Annotated in this window: 10 protein-coding genes; 2 read left to right on the top strand and 8 right to left on the bottom strand. The window is 52.8% G+C overall.

Annotation, left to right across the window (positions count from 1 at the left end):
- Together pfkA and D4L85_RS25975 are read left to right on the top strand one after the other, a co-directional pair.
- On the top strand, positions 1-984 hold the full coding sequence (gene pfkA / locus D4L85_RS25970; RefSeq protein WP_119757039.1) for a 6-phosphofructokinase: 984 nt from the start codon (positions 1-3) through the stop codon (positions 982-984).
- 24 nt (positions 985-1008) lie between these two features.
- A complete protein-coding gene (locus tag D4L85_RS25975; protein WP_119757040.1) occupies positions 1009-2004 on the top strand; it encodes an ROK family protein in 996 nt (331 codons plus the stop codon).
- Positions 2005-2099: 95 nt separating this feature from the next.
- Here D4L85_RS25975 and D4L85_RS25980 read toward each other — a convergent pair whose 3' ends face one another.
- The 8 genes from D4L85_RS25980 to D4L85_RS26015 form a co-directional block, all read right to left on the bottom strand.
- Positions 2100-4493, bottom strand: coding sequence for a DUF3536 domain-containing protein (locus tag D4L85_RS25980; protein ID WP_228450634.1), 2394 nt, complete (start codon positions 4491-4493; stop codon positions 2100-2102).
- A gap of 31 nt (positions 4494-4524) precedes the next feature.
- Entirely contained in the window at positions 4525-6501 is a 1977-nt protein-coding gene (glgB, locus tag D4L85_RS25985; RefSeq protein ID WP_119757042.1) for a 1,4-alpha-glucan branching protein GlgB, read from the bottom strand.
- Between the two features lie 31 nt (positions 6502-6532).
- Complete coding sequence (treS, locus tag D4L85_RS25990) at positions 6533-9868, bottom strand: maltose alpha-D-glucosyltransferase (protein WP_119757043.1); 3336 nt, start codon at positions 9866-9868, stop codon at positions 6533-6535.
- A gap of 3 nt (positions 9869-9871) precedes the next feature.
- Positions 9872-11818, bottom strand: coding sequence for an alpha-1,4-glucan--maltose-1-phosphate maltosyltransferase (locus tag D4L85_RS25995; protein ID WP_119757044.1), 1947 nt, complete (start codon positions 11816-11818; stop codon positions 9872-9874).
- Positions 11819-11825: 7 nt separating this feature from the next.
- Entirely contained in the window at positions 11826-13391 is a 1566-nt protein-coding gene (locus D4L85_RS26000) for an alpha-amylase family glycosyl hydrolase (protein WP_119757045.1), read from the bottom strand.
- A gap of 6 nt (positions 13392-13397) precedes the next feature.
- On the bottom strand, positions 13398-15110 hold the full coding sequence (locus D4L85_RS26005) for an alpha-amylase family protein (RefSeq protein WP_228450635.1): 1713 nt from the start codon (positions 15108-15110) through the stop codon (positions 13398-13400).
- Positions 15111-15281: 171 nt separating this feature from the next.
- Positions 15282-15653, bottom strand: a complete 372-nt coding sequence (locus tag D4L85_RS26010; protein ID WP_160144010.1) for a transmembrane 220 family protein — start codon at positions 15651-15653, stop codon at positions 15282-15284.
- A 99-nt stretch (positions 15654-15752) separates the two neighbouring features.
- Positions 15753-16607: a sugar phosphate isomerase/epimerase family protein gene (locus D4L85_RS26015; RefSeq protein WP_119757048.1), complete on the bottom strand. Its 855-nt coding sequence runs from the start codon at positions 16605-16607 to the stop codon at positions 15753-15755.
- Between the last annotated feature and the right edge of the window lie 9 nt (positions 16608-16616).

Genomic DNA, 16616 nt, shown 5'->3' on the forward strand with positions numbered 1-16616 from the left:
ATGGAGAATAAAATTTCGAAAATTGGAGTGTTCACGTCGGGTGGCGATGCTCCTGGGATGAATGCAGCCATCCGTGCCGTCGTTCGGGCATGCACGTATTATGACAAGACCAGTCTCGGCATCATGCGAGGCTATGAGGGGATGATTGAAGGGGATGTGATCAAATTGGACGCACGCTCGGTCGGCAATATTCTTCAGCGCGGTGGCACGGTCCTGAAATCGGCCCGCAGCAAGGAATTCAGAACTCCGGAAGGGAGAAAGAAAGCATACGACAATATTAAGAAGCAAGGCATCGACGCTTTGATCGCCATTGGTGGCGACGGAACGTTTACGGGGCTTCATAAATTTTATGAAGAATTTGGAGTGCCCTCGATTTGTATCCCGGGCACCATCGATAACGACCTTGCCGGTACCGACTATACCATCGGCTATGACACGGCCACCAACACAGCGGTAGAGGCCATCGATCGTATTCGCGATACCGCCCTCTCCCACAACCGATTGTTCTTTATTGAAGTGATGGGTCGTCATTCCGGCTACATCGCCATCAACAGCGGTATTGCCGGTGGTGCTGCGGCGGTGATCATCCCCGAAGAAGCCACTTCGTTTGACGAGCTTTGGGAGCTTCTGGAAGAAGGAGGTAAAACGAATAAAAAATCAAATCTTGTTGTTGTAGCAGAGGGATCGAAAATTGGAGATGCCCACGCTTTGGCAAGACAGGTAAAAGAACGTTCGTCGTATTTTGATATAAAGGTCACTGTGCTGGGACACCTTCAGCGCGGGGGTGCGCCTACTTACTTCGACCGCGTGCTGGCGTCTCACATGGGCGTTGGTGCAGTCGAAGGCTTGCTCCAAGGCAAGAGCGATGTGATGGTGGGCGTACGCGACCGGAAGATCGTTTACAACAAATTTGACGATATCATGTCGAAGATCCACGAGATCGACGCTGAGTCGCTTCGCATCGCTAAAATTCTTTCTATATAATTCATCACGTTTAAATCCGGCATTATGAGAGAGCTAACCATCGGCATCGATATCGGGGGGACCAACACCAAGTATGGCATTGTAGACAGAGCAGGAAATGTGATTTCCCATGGCAGTATTTCCACTACGGGATACCAGGAGTTCAAAGATTATTTCAAAGGGCTTTCCGAAGCCCTTCGCAAAGAGATCGCGGCGATCCCGGGCGAACATAAAGTATTGGGTGTGGGTGTTGGTGCAGCGAATGGTAACTACTACAAGGGTACGATCGAACGTGCTACCAACCTGCCGTGGAAAGGCATTATTCCCTTGGCCGACATGTTCCGTGAAGAATTCGATCTTCCTGCCATCATCACCAACGACGCCAACGCTGCGGCTGTGGGCGAAATGGTCTATGGTGCCGCCAAAGGCATGCGCGATTTCGTGGTGATCACCTTGGGAACCGGATTAGGCAGCGGCTTTGTAGCCAATGGCCAACTGCTGAATGGAAAACACGGCATTGCCGGGGAAGTGGGCCACACCTCTGTGAACCCCGCCGGCCGTTTCTGCAACTGCGGTAAACGCGGATGCCTGGAAACTTACGTATCGGCCACCGGCATCAAGCGCACGGTCTATAAACTCCTTGCCGATCACCTGGAGCCCAGCGAACTGCGCGGCATCAGTTTTGATAACCTGACCACGAAGATGATCACCGAGGCTGCTGTGCGCGGCGATGTGGTTGCCTTGGCGGCTTATGAATACACCGGTCGGATCCTCGGTATGAAACTGGCCGAGACTGTTGTGCACACCGATCCGGAAGCGATCTTCTTGTTTGGCGGTTTGTCCCTGGCGGGCGATCTTATCTTCAAGCCCACCATCAAGCACATGGAGGCCAACCTGATGCCTTTGTTCAGAGGAAAAGTAAAAGTGTTGCCTTCGGGTCTTCAGAACCAAGCCGCGCCGATCATCGGTGCCAGCAGCCTGGTGTGGAACTACCTGGACAATGCTCACAATACGCACCTGACCGAAGAGGCGATCGCCTAACCAGCAGTCGCCATCTTTCAAGACATAACCTGTTTGTCTCTTTCAAAAGATGAACAGGTTTTTTTATTGTCTGAAGGATGCTGCGTCGCGTGTTGCTATTCCAGTTTCACGCTGAGGTTTTCACCCAATAGATTGAATTGTTTGATCCACTCGGCTGAGTGCCCGTCGTGTGCGCGGTTTCTGACGGAGATCTCAAAATAGAGGTTTTGGCTTTTATAGAGATTGGGATTGATGTTGAACTTGCGCAGCAATGGAAACAGGCGGTTGAGCTTCTCCACGCGCTTGTGGTTGTCGCCCTCGGCGCTGATGCGCTTCACTTCTTTGAACACGCTCTCCCCTACCAGGCGCTCGAGTTTTCCGGTATCCTCGATGTTGAGCTTCCACAACACCAGCTCGTTCATGATGCGTTCCACCTGGCGAATATTGATGCGTTCGGATTCGAAGCTCCGGATCAGGTCGGCATTCAGAATGTATTCAAATGTGGTGCGATATGCATTGGGGATCGGGGCATCGTTGTTGGCCAAGGCCATCACCAACGGATAGTCGCGGTTGTAGATGCGGCGCAGCGAGTTTTCGAGGTCGCGCATGCTTTGGTAGGTGATCAGGTTGAACACCTTGCGCTTCTCGTCCTGGAACAACTGCCAAATGGTGTACTTCTCCGGTCCGAAATAAGTTTGCATCAACCCGATGATGTCTCCTAGCCGCGCTTCTTCAAAGGCGTCGACCATGCGGGCCTGCATGCTGGCGAACTTCTCTTCTTCCATGTCGATGGAGATGTTGCCGATGATGTTGTGCTGCCCCATGTAAATTACCGCGAAAGCAAATTTCTTCTCCGATCGCGTCACGTTCGAGCGCACCTTCGTGATGCCCAACACCAGTTTTTGTTCGCCGGCTTCTTTACGGATGAAGACGTCGTTTTGTGTGGTATAATTAAATACCGGGAAGGACTCCGGATCTTCTTCAAAGATGGATGCCACCGCATAGTGCATGCCCACGCGCTGCAGGTTCGTCTTGGAGGGCAGCACATATTTGCGATAGACCTCGGCGCCGGTCTCCAGCGCCGTGAGATTGCTCGGCGCCAGTTGCATGCGGTTGAGAAATTCGATCTCCAGGTTCACCTCTACGATCTGGCTCACCAACTGCATGGCGCGGCAGGCGTATTGCATGATCTGGGTGGTCTCGATGCCCGAGATCTCGTCGAAGAACCAGCCGCAGCTGGTGTACATCAGCATGGCGTTGCGTTGCACTTCCATCATGCGAAACACGCGGTTGTGTTCCACCTCGCGGATGCAATGTTCTTTCAAGAATTTCTCGATGGTTTCGTCGGTCCGGTTCAGGATGACGTCCACGTAGTCTTCTCGGGCTTTCCACGGGTCTTTGAGTATTTTGGAGGCTTCGTCTTCGAATACGTTGGCGAGCTCGTCGCGGAGCCAATCCAGTGTCTCACGAAGCGGCTTGCGCCAGAGTTGGTGCCAGTCGGGTGTGCCCGAGTTGCATCCGCAGTTGTTGCGCCAGCGCTCGATGCCATGCACACAACTCCAGGAACTGTTCTCGTGTATCTCGGCCTCGTAGGTGGGCGGAAATTTGGCGAGGAATTCGGCGTAGTTGGTGAGGTTGGACTGTTTATGCCTTTCGATGTAATCCAGGCAATAGGCCAAGGCCATGTCGCCATGCTTGTGGTGGTGGCCGTAGGTTTCGCCGTCGGTGGCGATGTGCACCAGTTGAGGCTCGGTGGACTCTTTATCGAAACCGTCCAACAGGCGGTGGGCGAATTTCTTACCGTCGTTCAGCAATCCGTTGAAGGCCACGCCTTGTGCAATGTCGCCGTCATAGAAATACAGGACGATGCTTTTGCCGGAGGGCAGGTTGCACTTGTAGGGTCTGCGGGTGTCGAGTGTGCCGCTGTCTACGGAGGTCCATTCGGCATCCGTTATTTTGCGAATGGCTTTGGCCTGGCGTGGTGCCAGCACGGTGAATTTGATCCCGTGCTTTGCCAGCAATTCCAGCGATTCGATGTCGACCGCGGTTTCGGCGAGCCACATGCCTTCGGGTTTGCGCTTGAAGCGGTATTCGAAATCGCGGATGCCCCAGATGATCTGGGTTTCTTTGTCGCGCGTGTTGGCCAGCGGCAGGATCATGTGGTTGTAGACCTGTGCCATAGCGGAACCGTGGCCACCGAAGTGCTTTGCGCTTTCGCGGTCGGCGTCGATGATGGCCGCATACGTTTCCGGGTCACTGGTCTCCATCCACGACAACAGCGTGGGACCATAGTTGAAACTGATGCGCGAATAGTTGTTGATGATGTTCTTTATGACGGCCTTCTCGTTGAGAATGCGCGACGCGGTGTTGGGCGCATAGCATTCGGCCGTGATCCGTTCGTTCCAATCGTGATACGGGTGAGCGGAGTCTTGCACCTCAATCACTTCAAGCCAGGCATTTTCGCGGGGTGGCTGGTAGAAATGCCCGTGAATGCATATATACTTTTCCAAACAAATTCAAATTAGGTAATGACTCGTGCCGTCAGGTTCCCATGTCGTTCAGATCAAATTCGCTGATCTCCTTTTCCAAGCGTAACACCGAAATCCCCAGCGGGGGTAAAGTTAATGAAATCGAGTAATCCCTACCATGATATTTTACGGGTGAGGTGAGCAGCAGTCCTTCGTTCAAAACGCCACTGCCGGCATACTGTTGGCGGTCGGAGTTGAAAACTTCTTTCCAACTGCCCCTAAAAGGTACACCGATGCGATAATGACGGCGCGTCTCCGGAGTGAAATTACAGACGACAATGAGCAGGTTTTCCTTGCCGTCGCCCTGGCGCTGGAAGGCCATCACACTGTTTTCGCGATCGTCGTAGTCGATCCAGGAAAATCCTTTTTGTTCGAATTGATGTTGATATAAGGCCGGTTCTGCCTTGTAAAATCGATTGAGATCGCGGACGAGCTTCTGAACGCCCTTATGGACGTCGTAGTCCAGCAGGTGCCAGTCGAGGCTTTTTTCGTGGTTCCACTCGGCCGATTGCCCGAATTCCCCTCCCATGAACAACAATTTTGAACCGGGATGCATGAACATGTAGGTGAACATGAGGCGAAGGTTAGCAAACTTGCGCCACTCGTCGCCGGGCATTCTTCCCAGCAGCGAACCCTTTCCATGCACTACCTCATCGTGCGAGAGCGGCAACATAAAGTTTTCGGTGAACGCATACATGATGCTGAATGTGATCTCGTTCTGATGATATTTCCGATGGATAGAATCCTGTTTGAAATATTGGAGCGTGTCGTGCATCCAGCCCATCATCCATTTCTGTCCAAAGCCCAAGCCGCCGAGATAGGTCGGACGCGATACGCCGGTCCACGACGTGGATTCTTCCGCAATCGTGATCGCATCGGGAAATGTGCCATACACCACCTCATTCATTTCCTTCAGGAACGTGATGGCTTCAATATTTTCGTTGCCGCCGTAGACGTTGGGGATCCACTCCCCTGCTTTCCGCGAGTAGTCCAAATACAACATCGACGCAACGGCGTCTACACGCAGGCCGTCGATATGGAATTTGTCGAGCCAGTACACCGCGTTGCTGATGAGGAACGAACGTACCTCGTTGCGGCCATAGTTGAAGATGTAGCTTTTCCAGTCGGGGTGAAATCCTTTGCGCGGGTCGGCGTGCTCGTAGAGGAACGTGCCGTCGAATTTGAAAAGGCCGTGTGCGTCGCCGGGAAAATGTGAGGGCACCCAATCGAGGATCACGCCAATGCCGGCGCGGTGAAAACTATCGACGAGGTACATGAAATCTTCCGGGCTGCCATAGCGGCTGGTGGGCGCAAAATATCCGGTGAGCTGGTAGCCCCACGATCCATAGAAAGGGTGTTCCATGAGGGGCAGAAATTCCACATGTGTGAAATTCATGTCTTTCACATAGTCGACCAACGTATGCGCCATTTCCGGATACGTTAATGAAGGCGCGCCTTCTTCCAGTTTGCGGCGCCACGAGCCATAATGCACTTCATACACCGAGTACGGCTTTGGTTTGCCCGCCTGGCTTTTGCGTTCGTTCATCCAGGCTTCATCTTTCCACTCAAACTTCGGGGTCCACACGATGCTGGCCGTCTTGGGTGGCATTTCACAAAAGGTGGCAAACGGATCGGATTTCTCCAGGTATTCGCCGGTGTTGGAGTGAATGGCATATTTATAGGCCTCCCCATGTTTAATGTCGGCAAAAAATCCTTCCCAGATGCCCGACTCATCCCATCGCGCATGCAGAATGTGTTTGCCTTTGTTCCACTGATTGAAATTACCAATGACGGAAATAGCCGATGCATTGGGTGCCCAGACGGCAAAGTAGGTTCCCTCCTGCCCCTCGTTGTTCACAAAGTGTGCGCCGAGCTTCTCATACAACTTGTAGTGTTTTCCGGTCTTGAACAAATGCACGTCGAAGTCGGTGAGCAGCGAAAAGCTTGCCGGTAGAGTGGTGGTCGAGGGTGTTACCGTTTTTTTTGCCATGATGGTGTCGTGGATAGTAAGCGTTTCGTGATCACTTTTTCTTTCGTTCGTCCTTCTCTTCCTGGTAGCGCTTCATATGGTAGTAAATGCCACGGAGCGGAATGATGGTCCAGTCGGGCCGGCCGTTCAATTCATAGCCGAGCTCATAAATGGCCTTCTCCAACAGGAAGGTACGAATAAGTATGTCATCTTCCTGGGTCAACGTGGTTCCCATGCCCATGCGTTCCATGTAGGCGCCCAGGTAGAACCGGCCCACATAGTGTTGCCACTGTTCGGCCCATGACTCCAGGAATTCGAGGTCGCGGTCGCGATAATTTTCGTTCAACAAAATTTTGCCAAAAGCGGCATAGTGGATCGAACGCATCATGCCGGCGACGTCCTTGAGCGGGTTTTTCTTCAAGCGTCTCTCGCTAAACGAAAAACCGGGTTCGCCTTCAAAATCGATGATCACAAAATCCTTGCCGGTGAAGAGTACTTGTCCCATGTGGAAATCGCCATGGATACGGGTCTTGATGGCTTTGATCTTGGTTTGATAGACTTCGCTGAAGCATTCCAGGATCTTGTCTTCCAGCACCAGCACGCGCTTGGCAAACTCCTGCACATCAGGGTTCAGTTTTGGCAGGCTGCTCTCCAGGAGATTGAACCGGTCGCGCACCAATTTACGCAGCGATGAATATAGCGAACGCTGATAGTTGGGGGTGAACGTCTCGGGGGTAAAGGCTGGGTTGGAATTGTCGGACGCCAGGGCCAGGTGCATTTCGGCTGTGCGTTGTCCCAGGCGCACCATGCGCTCGTAGAAACCGCGTCCAATAAATTCCTGGATCACTTCGGGGGCCTCCTCAAATTTTATTGACGCTCGGTTCACCAGCTTGGGCAGCTTGATCGATTTCGCCCCGGCCAGCACACGCTCGTAGAATCTTCCCACCGAGTCCACGGACATCGTCCAGGCCTCGCCCTGGTTCTCTACTTTTTCCTGCAGCAACCCAAACACGATGACGTTGTCGTCGGCATCATGATATTCAATACTGCCGGCGTAGCGCGGTGAGTTTTGGAAGGAGGTGTGTTCAGAAAGGAATCGAACGATCTCCAACTCGGGATTGATCTCTTTCTCCAGTTTGCGATAGAATTTGAAGAAGTACTGATCGTTATAAATGACCGCCGTGTTGCTTTGGTCGGATTTTAAAACCTTGGAGTCAACCTCTTTGTTGACGTCGATCTTGGCAAAGACGCTGGAGTTGAATTCCAATGTTCCGCCCTCGTCGTCGCGAACACGGGTTTCTTTTGCCATGCTGGTGAACAGGAAGTCGCGGAACACTTTGTCGTAGCTGCTGTCCATGATGAAGCCTGCCTTGCCCTGGATTTCGGCGCGGCATACCACGCTTTGAACCGTGTACTCCACGCGTTCCAGAATGCTGTCGGAGGGCAGGAATGTGAGCGGAAGGAAATAGAATTCGGGCAGGCGTTGCACGTAGTGAACTTCCAGCACCACCAGGAAATGGGCATCGCCCTCTACTTTCAGCGCAATGGTTTTGTTGATGCTCACCTTGCTCACGACCTTGGCCTTGCCTCCAAACCAACGGCACTTCTTCATGAACGGTGGCAGGATGTTTCGCTCCAATACGCGCACCTCGTCATAGTTGTCGAACAGCTTTTCCCACGACACATCCGTTTTCAACAGGGGCAATTCGCCGCTGGCTTCCGACTTCTCTTTTTTCTCCGCGGTGTCTACCTGGAACCAGAAATAGCCATAAGGGCCGATCGTAATGGGATAGCTGCCTTCGTCCACGCTCATGAACCGGTTCTGACTGAACACTTCGGTGATGTCGCATCCTTTGTATTCGCCCAGGTTCAGGGTGGCCGCTTGCGAAAATTGCGAGAGGTTGGCCACCACAATGATGCGGTGCTTGTCGAGGGTTCTGACGAAGGAAAGCACCTTCGCATTGGAGCTCTCGATAAACTTCATCTCCCCTCTTCCAAAAATGTGCAAGCGCTTGCGCATGGCCATGATGTTTTTCATCCACCACAGGAACGATGACGGATTCTCTTCCTGCGCCTCCACGTTCACCGACTCATGGCGATAGGCCGGGTCAGTGATGATGGGGAGATAAAGGCGTTGAGGGTTTGCCGTGGAAAAGCCCGCGTTAAGGTTCATGTTCCATTGCATCGGAGTGCGCACGCCAAAGCGGTCGCCCAGGTATACGTTGTCACCCATGCCGATCTCGTCGCCGTAATACAACACGGGTGTGCCGGGGAGTGAGAACAAAATGGCGTGAAGCAATTCAGATTTCCGGCGGTCGTTGTTTAGCAACGGGGCCAGTCTCCGGCGAATACCGGCGTTAAATTTTGTGTTGGCGTCGTTGGCGTAGGCTTTGAAGAGGTAGTCCTTTTCTTCTTCCGTCACCATTTCGAGGCCCATCTCGTCGTGGTTGCGCAGAAACAACGCCCACTGGCTGGCGGTTGGCGTTGCTGGTGTTTGCTCGATGATGTCGACGATGGGATAGCTGTCTTCCGTGCGCAGGGCCAGGAACATACGAGGCATCAGCGGGTAGTGGAAGTTCATGTGACATTCGTCGTTGTCGCCGAAATAGGTGGCGGCATCTTCCGGCCACAGGTTGGCCTCGGCAACAAGAATGCGATTCTTATAATGTTTGTCGATGTGCGCCCGCAGGCGTTTCAGGAACACGTGGGTTTGCGGCAGGTTCTCGCAGCTGGTACCGTCCTCTTCGAAAAGAAAGGGCACAGAGGGCAACCGGAAACCGTCCACGCCGATCTTCATCCAGAAGTCGACGATCTTGATCATCTCCAACTGCACTTCGGGGTTTTCGAAATTCAGCTCGGGTTGATGACGGTAGAAGCGGTGCCAATAGTAGGCTCTGGCTTCGGGGTCCCAGGTCCAGTTGGTGGATTCCTCGGAGCTGAACATGACGCGGGCTTCTTTGTATTTATCCGGCGTGTCGTTCCACACGTACAGATCGCGGTAGCGCGAATTGGCTTTGGCCTTGCGTGAGCGTTTGAACCAGGGATGCTGGTCCGAGGTGTGATTCAGGATCAACTCCGTGATCACGCGGATCCCCCGGCGATGCGCTTCTTTCAAAAATTGTTTAAAATCCGACAGGTTACCATAGTCGGGATGGACATCGCAGTGGTCGATCACATCGAACCCGTCGTCTTTCAGCGGCGAAGGATAAAAGGGCAGCAGCCAGATGGTGTTGATGCCGAGGTCCTCCAGGTAGTCGAGCCGTTGGATGATGCCCTGAAAATCGCCAATGCCATCGGCGTTGCTGTCGAAGAACGCCCGCACGGAGAGCTCGTAGATGATGGCATCTTTGAACCAGAGGGGATCGTTGTGTTTGAGTGGTGTGCTCATGGCTTACAAGTATGATTCGTGTATCACTACTTTAAATAGATGGAATGGCATCTTGTAGGGGTCCAGCTCCACATAATTCCATTCTTGTGTCCAAGTATAATGTTCGTCGGTGATGAGGTCGTGCACTTTCACGTTGATGTGGCCTCCGAGCTTCAACCGGTCCTTTGGCAATTGCACAAAACCCGATTGGCGTCCGCTGGGATCGAGGTTTACGATCATCAAAATGATGCTGGTCAGATCGTCCGTTGCCTTGACGTAGGCCAGCAGGTTACTGTTTTCGATGGCACAAAATTGCATATTCCACGTCGACTGCAAAGCGGCATGCTCGTTCCTTGCTTTGTTGATCATGGCAATGATGTCGATCATCCGGTTGGCGCGTTTCCAGTCGTGGCGCTTCACCTCGTATTTTTCCGAGTTATAATATTCTTCCTTCCCCTGCATGGGAACATTGTCATAAAACTCGTAAGCCGGTCCATAGATGCCATAGTTCGACGACAACGTGGCGGCTAACGCAAGGCGAATGATGAAAATATTCTCGCCTTGATACTGCACGTGGAACGGCAGAATGTCCGGCGTGTTGGGCCAGAAATTGGGCCGGAAATAATTTCGCGAGGGGCCGAACACCAACTCGTTCATGTAGTCCACGATCTCCTGTTTATAGACCCGCCACGTGAAATACGTATACGATTGCGTATAGCCGATCTTTCCCAGCGACGCCATCACCTTGGGCTTCGTAAAGGCTTCCGCCAGGAAAATAACGTCCTCATATTCTTTGTTCACTTCGGCGATGGCCCATTGCCAGAATGGGATGGGCTTTGTGTGTGGGTTATCCACCCGGAAGATCTTCACCCCCTGGTCGATCCAAAAGGTGATTACGGATTTCAACTCCTGCCACAAGCCCTGCCAGTCGTCCGTCTCGAAGTTGAAGGGATAAATATCCTGATATTTTTTTGGTGGATTCTCCGCGTATTGTATCGAACCATCGGGACGTTGCTTGAACCAATCGGGATGCTCCTTTACGTAAGGATGATCGGGTGCGCATTGAAAGGCCAGGTCGAGCGCGATGTCGATGTTCAATTTGTGCGCTTCGGCGATCAACTTTTTGTAGTCTTCCAGTGTGCCCAGTTCGGGGTGAACGGCCTTGTGACCGCCTTCGTCGCTGCCAATAGCCCAGGGCGATCCGGGTTCGCCGGCTTCCGCACGCACGTTGTTGTTCTTTCCTTTCCGGTTCACTTTGCCAATGGGATGGATGGGCGGCAAATACAGCACATCAAAACCCATCGCAGAAATGCGGGGCAGCAATTTGATCACGTCCAGGAACGTGCCATGCTTGCCCTGCAGCGAAGCAGAGCGCGGGAACAATTCATACCAGGACGAGAAATTTGCTTTCTTATGTTCCACCACAACGCTCAACACATTTGCATAGGTGGTCGCGTGGGTGATGAGCGGATGGGCGTGCACCAACTCACCAAACTCGGGGCTCTGCACATAGTGTAATGCTGCATTATACTCTCCTTCGAGGATGCCGATGGCCTGTTTCAGATTTTCATGCTTGTCGGCAGCGACCGTTGTGATGTACTGAACGCCTTCCCGCAATTCGAGGTGTACGTCCACTTTGGCGGCGGCTTTCTTTTTGAAGCCGTCGTACCACGTGTCGAAGTGATCCACCCAGGCCATGAGGGTGAATTCGTATGTGCCTTTTTCCGTCACGGTAAACGATCCGTACCAGTTGTCGTTGTAGGAGGGCGTCATCTCCGCGTGGTGCCATTCTTTGGCGCCTTCTTTTTTGTAGAGCAGGCGGGCGCGAATGTGGTCGTGGCTGTCGCCAAAAATGTCGGCGGTCACGTCTACGCGTTCTCCGATCGTTCGCTTGGCGGGATACAAGCCGCCATCAACCTGGGGTTGCACATTTTCGATGATGACTCGCGATTTTCCTTCTATTGGGATCATGCTTCGTTCAGGGTTTCAATATCACGGTTGAGTAGGCCGGCAATGTGAGTTCGCCGGCTTGTAGTTTTGCTTTCTTGCTGGTGTCGAACGCCAGTGCCGTAAAGGCATTGTTTTGCTCGGCGAGGTTCAGGGTCACTTCCACATCCGCGATGTTGTTCAACACCAGCAGTGTTTCGTCTTTATACGTTCTCTTAAATCCAATCACCTCACTCACGTTCACATTCGATTCCTCGAGCGTGCCATAGGTCATGACGGGACTTGCATTTCGGAAATAGATAAGACTTTTGTAAAAGGCCAGCATAGAACCCGGGTCGCTCTGTTGTTGACGGGCAGGGATCACGGTTTCGACGGTGGAATATACCGGCTTTTCCCACGACGTTTGCGGCCCGCCTGTATTGGTGACGTCCCACAGAAACGGTTCACGAATGTTTTCGTCAGGTTTCCGGCCCAGCATGCCGATCTCTTCGCCATAATACAAATAAGGTGTGCCGGGCAGGGTAAGCAGTATCCCGGCGGCTACACGCATCTTGTTCTTGCTCCCTCCCAGCTCACTGAGAATACGATTCTGATCGTGATTCTTGAGAAACGTGGCGTCGATGTATTCGGGGTTTACCGTGTGATAGTAATCGATGATTTCCTTGTATCTTTTGATCAGCCCGATGGTATCTCTGCCTGCGTTCACCACATCAGTGATCTTATACCCCATATCAAAATTGAAAAGCGACGGCAAGCCTTTCAAATAGGGCGCTACTTCGGGCGCGGTAGACCACACCTCTCCTACCAGGTACACATCCGGTTTAATTTTCTTCATGTTGGTCCTGAACTCTTCCCAGAACGCATGGTTATCGGCTGCCCTATCGGCCGGAAAAATATGACGGGCGGCATCCAGGCGAAAGCCGTCCACGTTCATGTCGCTGAGCCAAAATTTGCCGATGGCATTGAACTCTTCCTTTACTTTTGGATTGTCGAAATTGAGGTCGGGCATGCCGCCCCAGAAATAGCCATAATACTGTTCCGACAGGGTGTCGCCGTTCACAGCGTGCCACTGCGTGAGATTATCCGAATCGAACGACGCGGTCTTCTTGGCGATTTGATTTCGGATGGAGTCCCGCTTAGCCCATACGTAGTAATCGCGATAGGGACTATTCTTGTCTGCGGATGCGCTTTTAAACCACGGGTGCTCCGCCCCGGTATGGTTTAGGATGAGGTCGATCACCACGCGGATGTTGCGGCGATGCGCTTCGGCCACAAACGTTTTAAACTCCTCCACGGTGCCGTAGTCGGGATGGATGCTTTTGTAGTCCGTTACATCGTATTTGTGATACGTTGGCGAGTTCATGATGGGCATCAGCCAGATGCCGTTCACGCCCAGTTCCTGCAGGTAGCCGAGCTTGGCTGCCAGCCCTTTGAAGTCGCCTTTCCCGTCGCCGTTGCCATCGGCAAACGAGAGCACAAACACTTCATACTTGACGCCATACGGCCACACGGCCGCATTCCTGACCTGCTGCTGGCAAGCGAGAAATGCAAACGAAACCAGCAGGAATGCAACCGCGCATGTGGGGCGTATGGGCATGCAGTTTTATTTGATCTTAAAGATATAGGAACTATAAGGTTTACATTTCAATTCGAACGTGAAATCTTTGCTAAAACCTACTTCCGCTTCGCGCCACAGCAAGTCGCGGGCGATGTAGCTGCCGGTGGGATCCAGCCCCAGCGCGCCCACCGCCGCCGGGGGAAGTTGAATTTTGATCTGCTGGTCGGCTGCGTTGAAAGTGGTGACGATCAACAATCGCTCTTCGCCCGAATATCGAAGATAAGCACTGGTGTTGGCAGTGAAGTTGCCAGCCTGAAGGTTATGGGCTGTGATGTCCAGGTACTCTCCTTGTGCGAGCGCTATGTTTTTTCCCGCGAGCGACAACACGTCGCCGTAAAACTGCCGCAGTTGTTTTTGTTCCATGCTGAGGGAGTCGCCGTTGAACTTGCCTTCGTTCATCCACTTCTGATGTTCGGGAACACCCCAGTAGTCGAAGATAGTGGTCCGTCCATCGTTGGCTTGAAACCCCGCCGAACCGGCACCGGGCTCTCCCACTTCCTGGCCAAAGTAGATCATGACCGGTCCGCGATCGATGGTGGCGCTCACCACCATGGCCGGCACCCCACGCCAGGGATCGCCGGCAAAGAATGGCGACGCCAGCCGCTGTTCGTCGTGGTTCTCCAGGAAGTGAAGCATGTTGTCGTTAATGCCCGACAAGTGTTGTTGGATCGGATGGATCGCCGACGTGGCTGCTTTGCCCTGCACGATGAGACGCAGCGTGTCGTAGAGCTGCACTTTGTCGTAGAGGTAGTTGAATTTTCCGTTCTCGATGTAGTTGCGATATTGGTGCGGATTATAGATCTCGGCAATGAACACAATGTCGGGGTTGATCACCCTCACCTGGGGAATGACCCATCCCCAGAATTCAACCGGCACCATCTCGGCCATGTCGCAGCGAAAGCCGTCCACATTTTTCTGCGCCCAGTACACCAGAATATCTTTCATCTTGATCCAGGTGTCGGGGACCGGATCGAAATGGGTTTGCTTTGCCTGCAGGTCGACGCCATAGTTGAGCTTTATCGTCTCGAACCAGTCGTGGATGTTGGGGGTCGCGGAAAACACATCGTTGCCCGTGACCTTGGCGGGTGTTTCTTCGAACTTACCGTCTTTGGTGGGAAACACATTGTCGGGCCCCAGCGCATGATATTCTTTTGGCACCTGGAACGATTGCCCCGGGAGGTAATAGAAATTATTGTTGGCGCTGAACGTCACGGTCTTGTTGTCGGTCTCGCCCAGGTCTTTCACACCGGCGGGTTTTGCATCGCTGTGATATTGACGCGCCACGTGGTTGGGCACAAAGTCGATGATGGCTTTGAGACCGGCTTTGTGTGTGCGCTCCAGCAATCGCTCAAACTCTTCGCGCCGGTTGGGCACACTCATGGCGAGGTCCGGGTCCACGTCGTAATAGTCTTTGATGGCGTAGGGCGAACCGGCGCGACCCTTCACGACGTCGGCATCGTCTAACGGGATGCCGAAGGGCGTGTAGTCGGTGAGCACGGCATGTTCCAGCACGCCGGTATACCAGACGTGTGTGATCCCCAATTCCTTGAGCGATTTCAGGGCGGCTTCGTTGATGTCGTTGAACTTGCCAACGCCATTTTCATCGCGTGTTCCGTAGGGCTTGTTTACGGCTTTCTTGTTTCCAAACAGCCTCGTCATCATTTGATAGATGACAATCTTACCCGATGATCTTTCCATAGTGACAAGCGGTGGGATTTTTTCCTTGGGGGGCGATGAGCAACCCATAAAAATTGACGATGCGAGCAGGCAAAAAAGGAGTCGTCTCATAGGTTTGAATATAAAAAAGAAAAGACAGCTTTGTATGCTGCCTTACCGGAAATCGTTTGTTCCCGCTTCCGGTGACGGCATTTATCGTCGGGAGAATTTCTTGGCGCGCATCCAATAAAAGATCAAGACGGCTACACAGATCATGAGCCCCAGGAACTCGCGCGACTCCTCGATGTAGAGGTGCTCCATTTTTGCCACATCGTCGAAGAGCGCCGACCGGTCGTCCTGTTGCAGCCACTCCATCACCCCCGGGATATAGAACAGCGAATAGGCGATGTACACCACGCCGAGGCCGATGATAAATTTGACGGGATAGAATTCAAAAATAGCCATGACACTCAACACCGCCATGGCGCCGTAGATGAGGATCCAGATCACGGGGTCGGGATCGTTGAGTTGTAAAAATGCAAAGACCACAAACATGATGGCCAGCAAAAAATTCAGAATGCGCATGGATGAAAAATTTTTTACGTTACCTGTAAAAGCAAGGTGTCGGACATGTGCCCGACACCTTTGCATTCACCTGTAAACAAAACAAAACAAAAAACAAAATCAAATAATGGTCTTCAGATATTTCGCATCCGCCTCGGCGCTTTCGAGCGAGGTGGTGCCGGGGAAGGTATCGTGTTCTACATACCACCGTTTCAAACCGGCCTGTTTGGCCTGGGCGAAGATGCGTTTGAAGTCGATGGAACCGGTACCGACGTTGGCGTTTTTATTGCGGTCGGTTGTAGTCATGTCCTTCACGTGCCATTGCTCGAAGAGGCCGGGATGCTTGGCAAAGAGCGCCAGCGGATCTTGGCCCGCATTTATCGTCCAGAACAAATCGAGCTCCATGCCCACTTTTTTGGGATCGAGTTCTTTGAGCATCACATCGTAGGGAACCTGTCCTTCTATGGGCTGGAATTCGAAAGCGTGGTTGTGATACTGGAAGCGCACACCGGCATTGGTGCACACTTCGCCGGCCTTGTTCAGGTCTGCGCAGATGGCCTTGTAGGCGTCGATCGTCTGGCGATCGGGCTCTTTGATGTAGGGCATGACCATGAACTCCTGGCCGTTCTTTTTGGCGTCGTCGACGGCTTTCTGCCAGGTGTCGCCCTGGATCTGGTCAAGGCCATAGTGGCCGCTGGTCACGCGCATGCCCAGGCCGTTCACGAATTTATTGAACTCAGCATAGTCCATGCCGAAGATCTTGCCGTCTTTGTAGCTGTAGGCTTCCAGGTCCTTGTAGCCGTAGCTCGCCACTTTGGTCAACACGCCCTTTGGATCTTGTCCAATGACATCACGCAAGGTATACAGTTGCAAGCCAATGTTCTTGGTGGCCTTGCCGGCCGCCAGGAACGAAGGCAGGGAAAGCAAACCGACCGCAGCGAACGATGCAGTTTGCACAAACTCTCTTCTTTTCATGGGTTGTAG

The organism is Chryseolinea soli (assembly GCF_003589925.1).
In the GTDB taxonomy this organism is placed as follows: domain Bacteria; phylum Bacteroidota; class Bacteroidia; order Cytophagales; family Cyclobacteriaceae; genus Chryseolinea; species Chryseolinea soli.

Bases quoted from the DNA above. Each gene is read 5' to 3' on its own strand.
- pfkA (WP_119757039.1), top strand. From the start codon at position 1: ATGGAGAATAAAATTTCGAAAATTGGAGTGTTCACGTCGGGTGGCGAT.
- D4L85_RS25975 (WP_119757040.1), top strand. From the start codon at position 1,009: ATGAGAGAGCTAACCATCGGCATCGATATCGGGGGGACCAACACCAAG.
- glgB (WP_119757042.1), bottom strand. From the start codon at position 6,501: ATGGCAAAAAAAACGGTAACACCCTCGACCACCACTCTACCGGCAAGC.
- treS (WP_119757043.1), bottom strand. From the start codon at position 9,868: ATGAGCACACCACTCAAACACAACGATCCCCTCTGGTTCAAAGATGCC.
- D4L85_RS25995 (WP_119757044.1), bottom strand. From the start codon at position 11,818: ATGATCCCAATAGAAGGAAAATCGCGAGTCATCATCGAAAATGTGCAA.
- D4L85_RS26000 (WP_119757045.1), bottom strand. From the start codon at position 13,391: ATGCCCATACGCCCCACATGCGCGGTTGCATTCCTGCTGGTTTCGTTT.
- D4L85_RS26005 (WP_228450635.1), bottom strand. From the start codon at position 15,110: ATGGAAAGATCATCGGGTAAGATTGTCATCTATCAAATGATGACGAGG.
- D4L85_RS26010 (WP_160144010.1), bottom strand. From the start codon at position 15,653: ATGCGCATTCTGAATTTTTTGCTGGCCATCATGTTTGTGGTCTTTGCA.
- D4L85_RS26015 (WP_119757048.1), bottom strand. From the start codon at position 16,607: ATGAAAAGAAGAGAGTTTGTGCAAACTGCATCGTTCGCTGCGGTCGGT.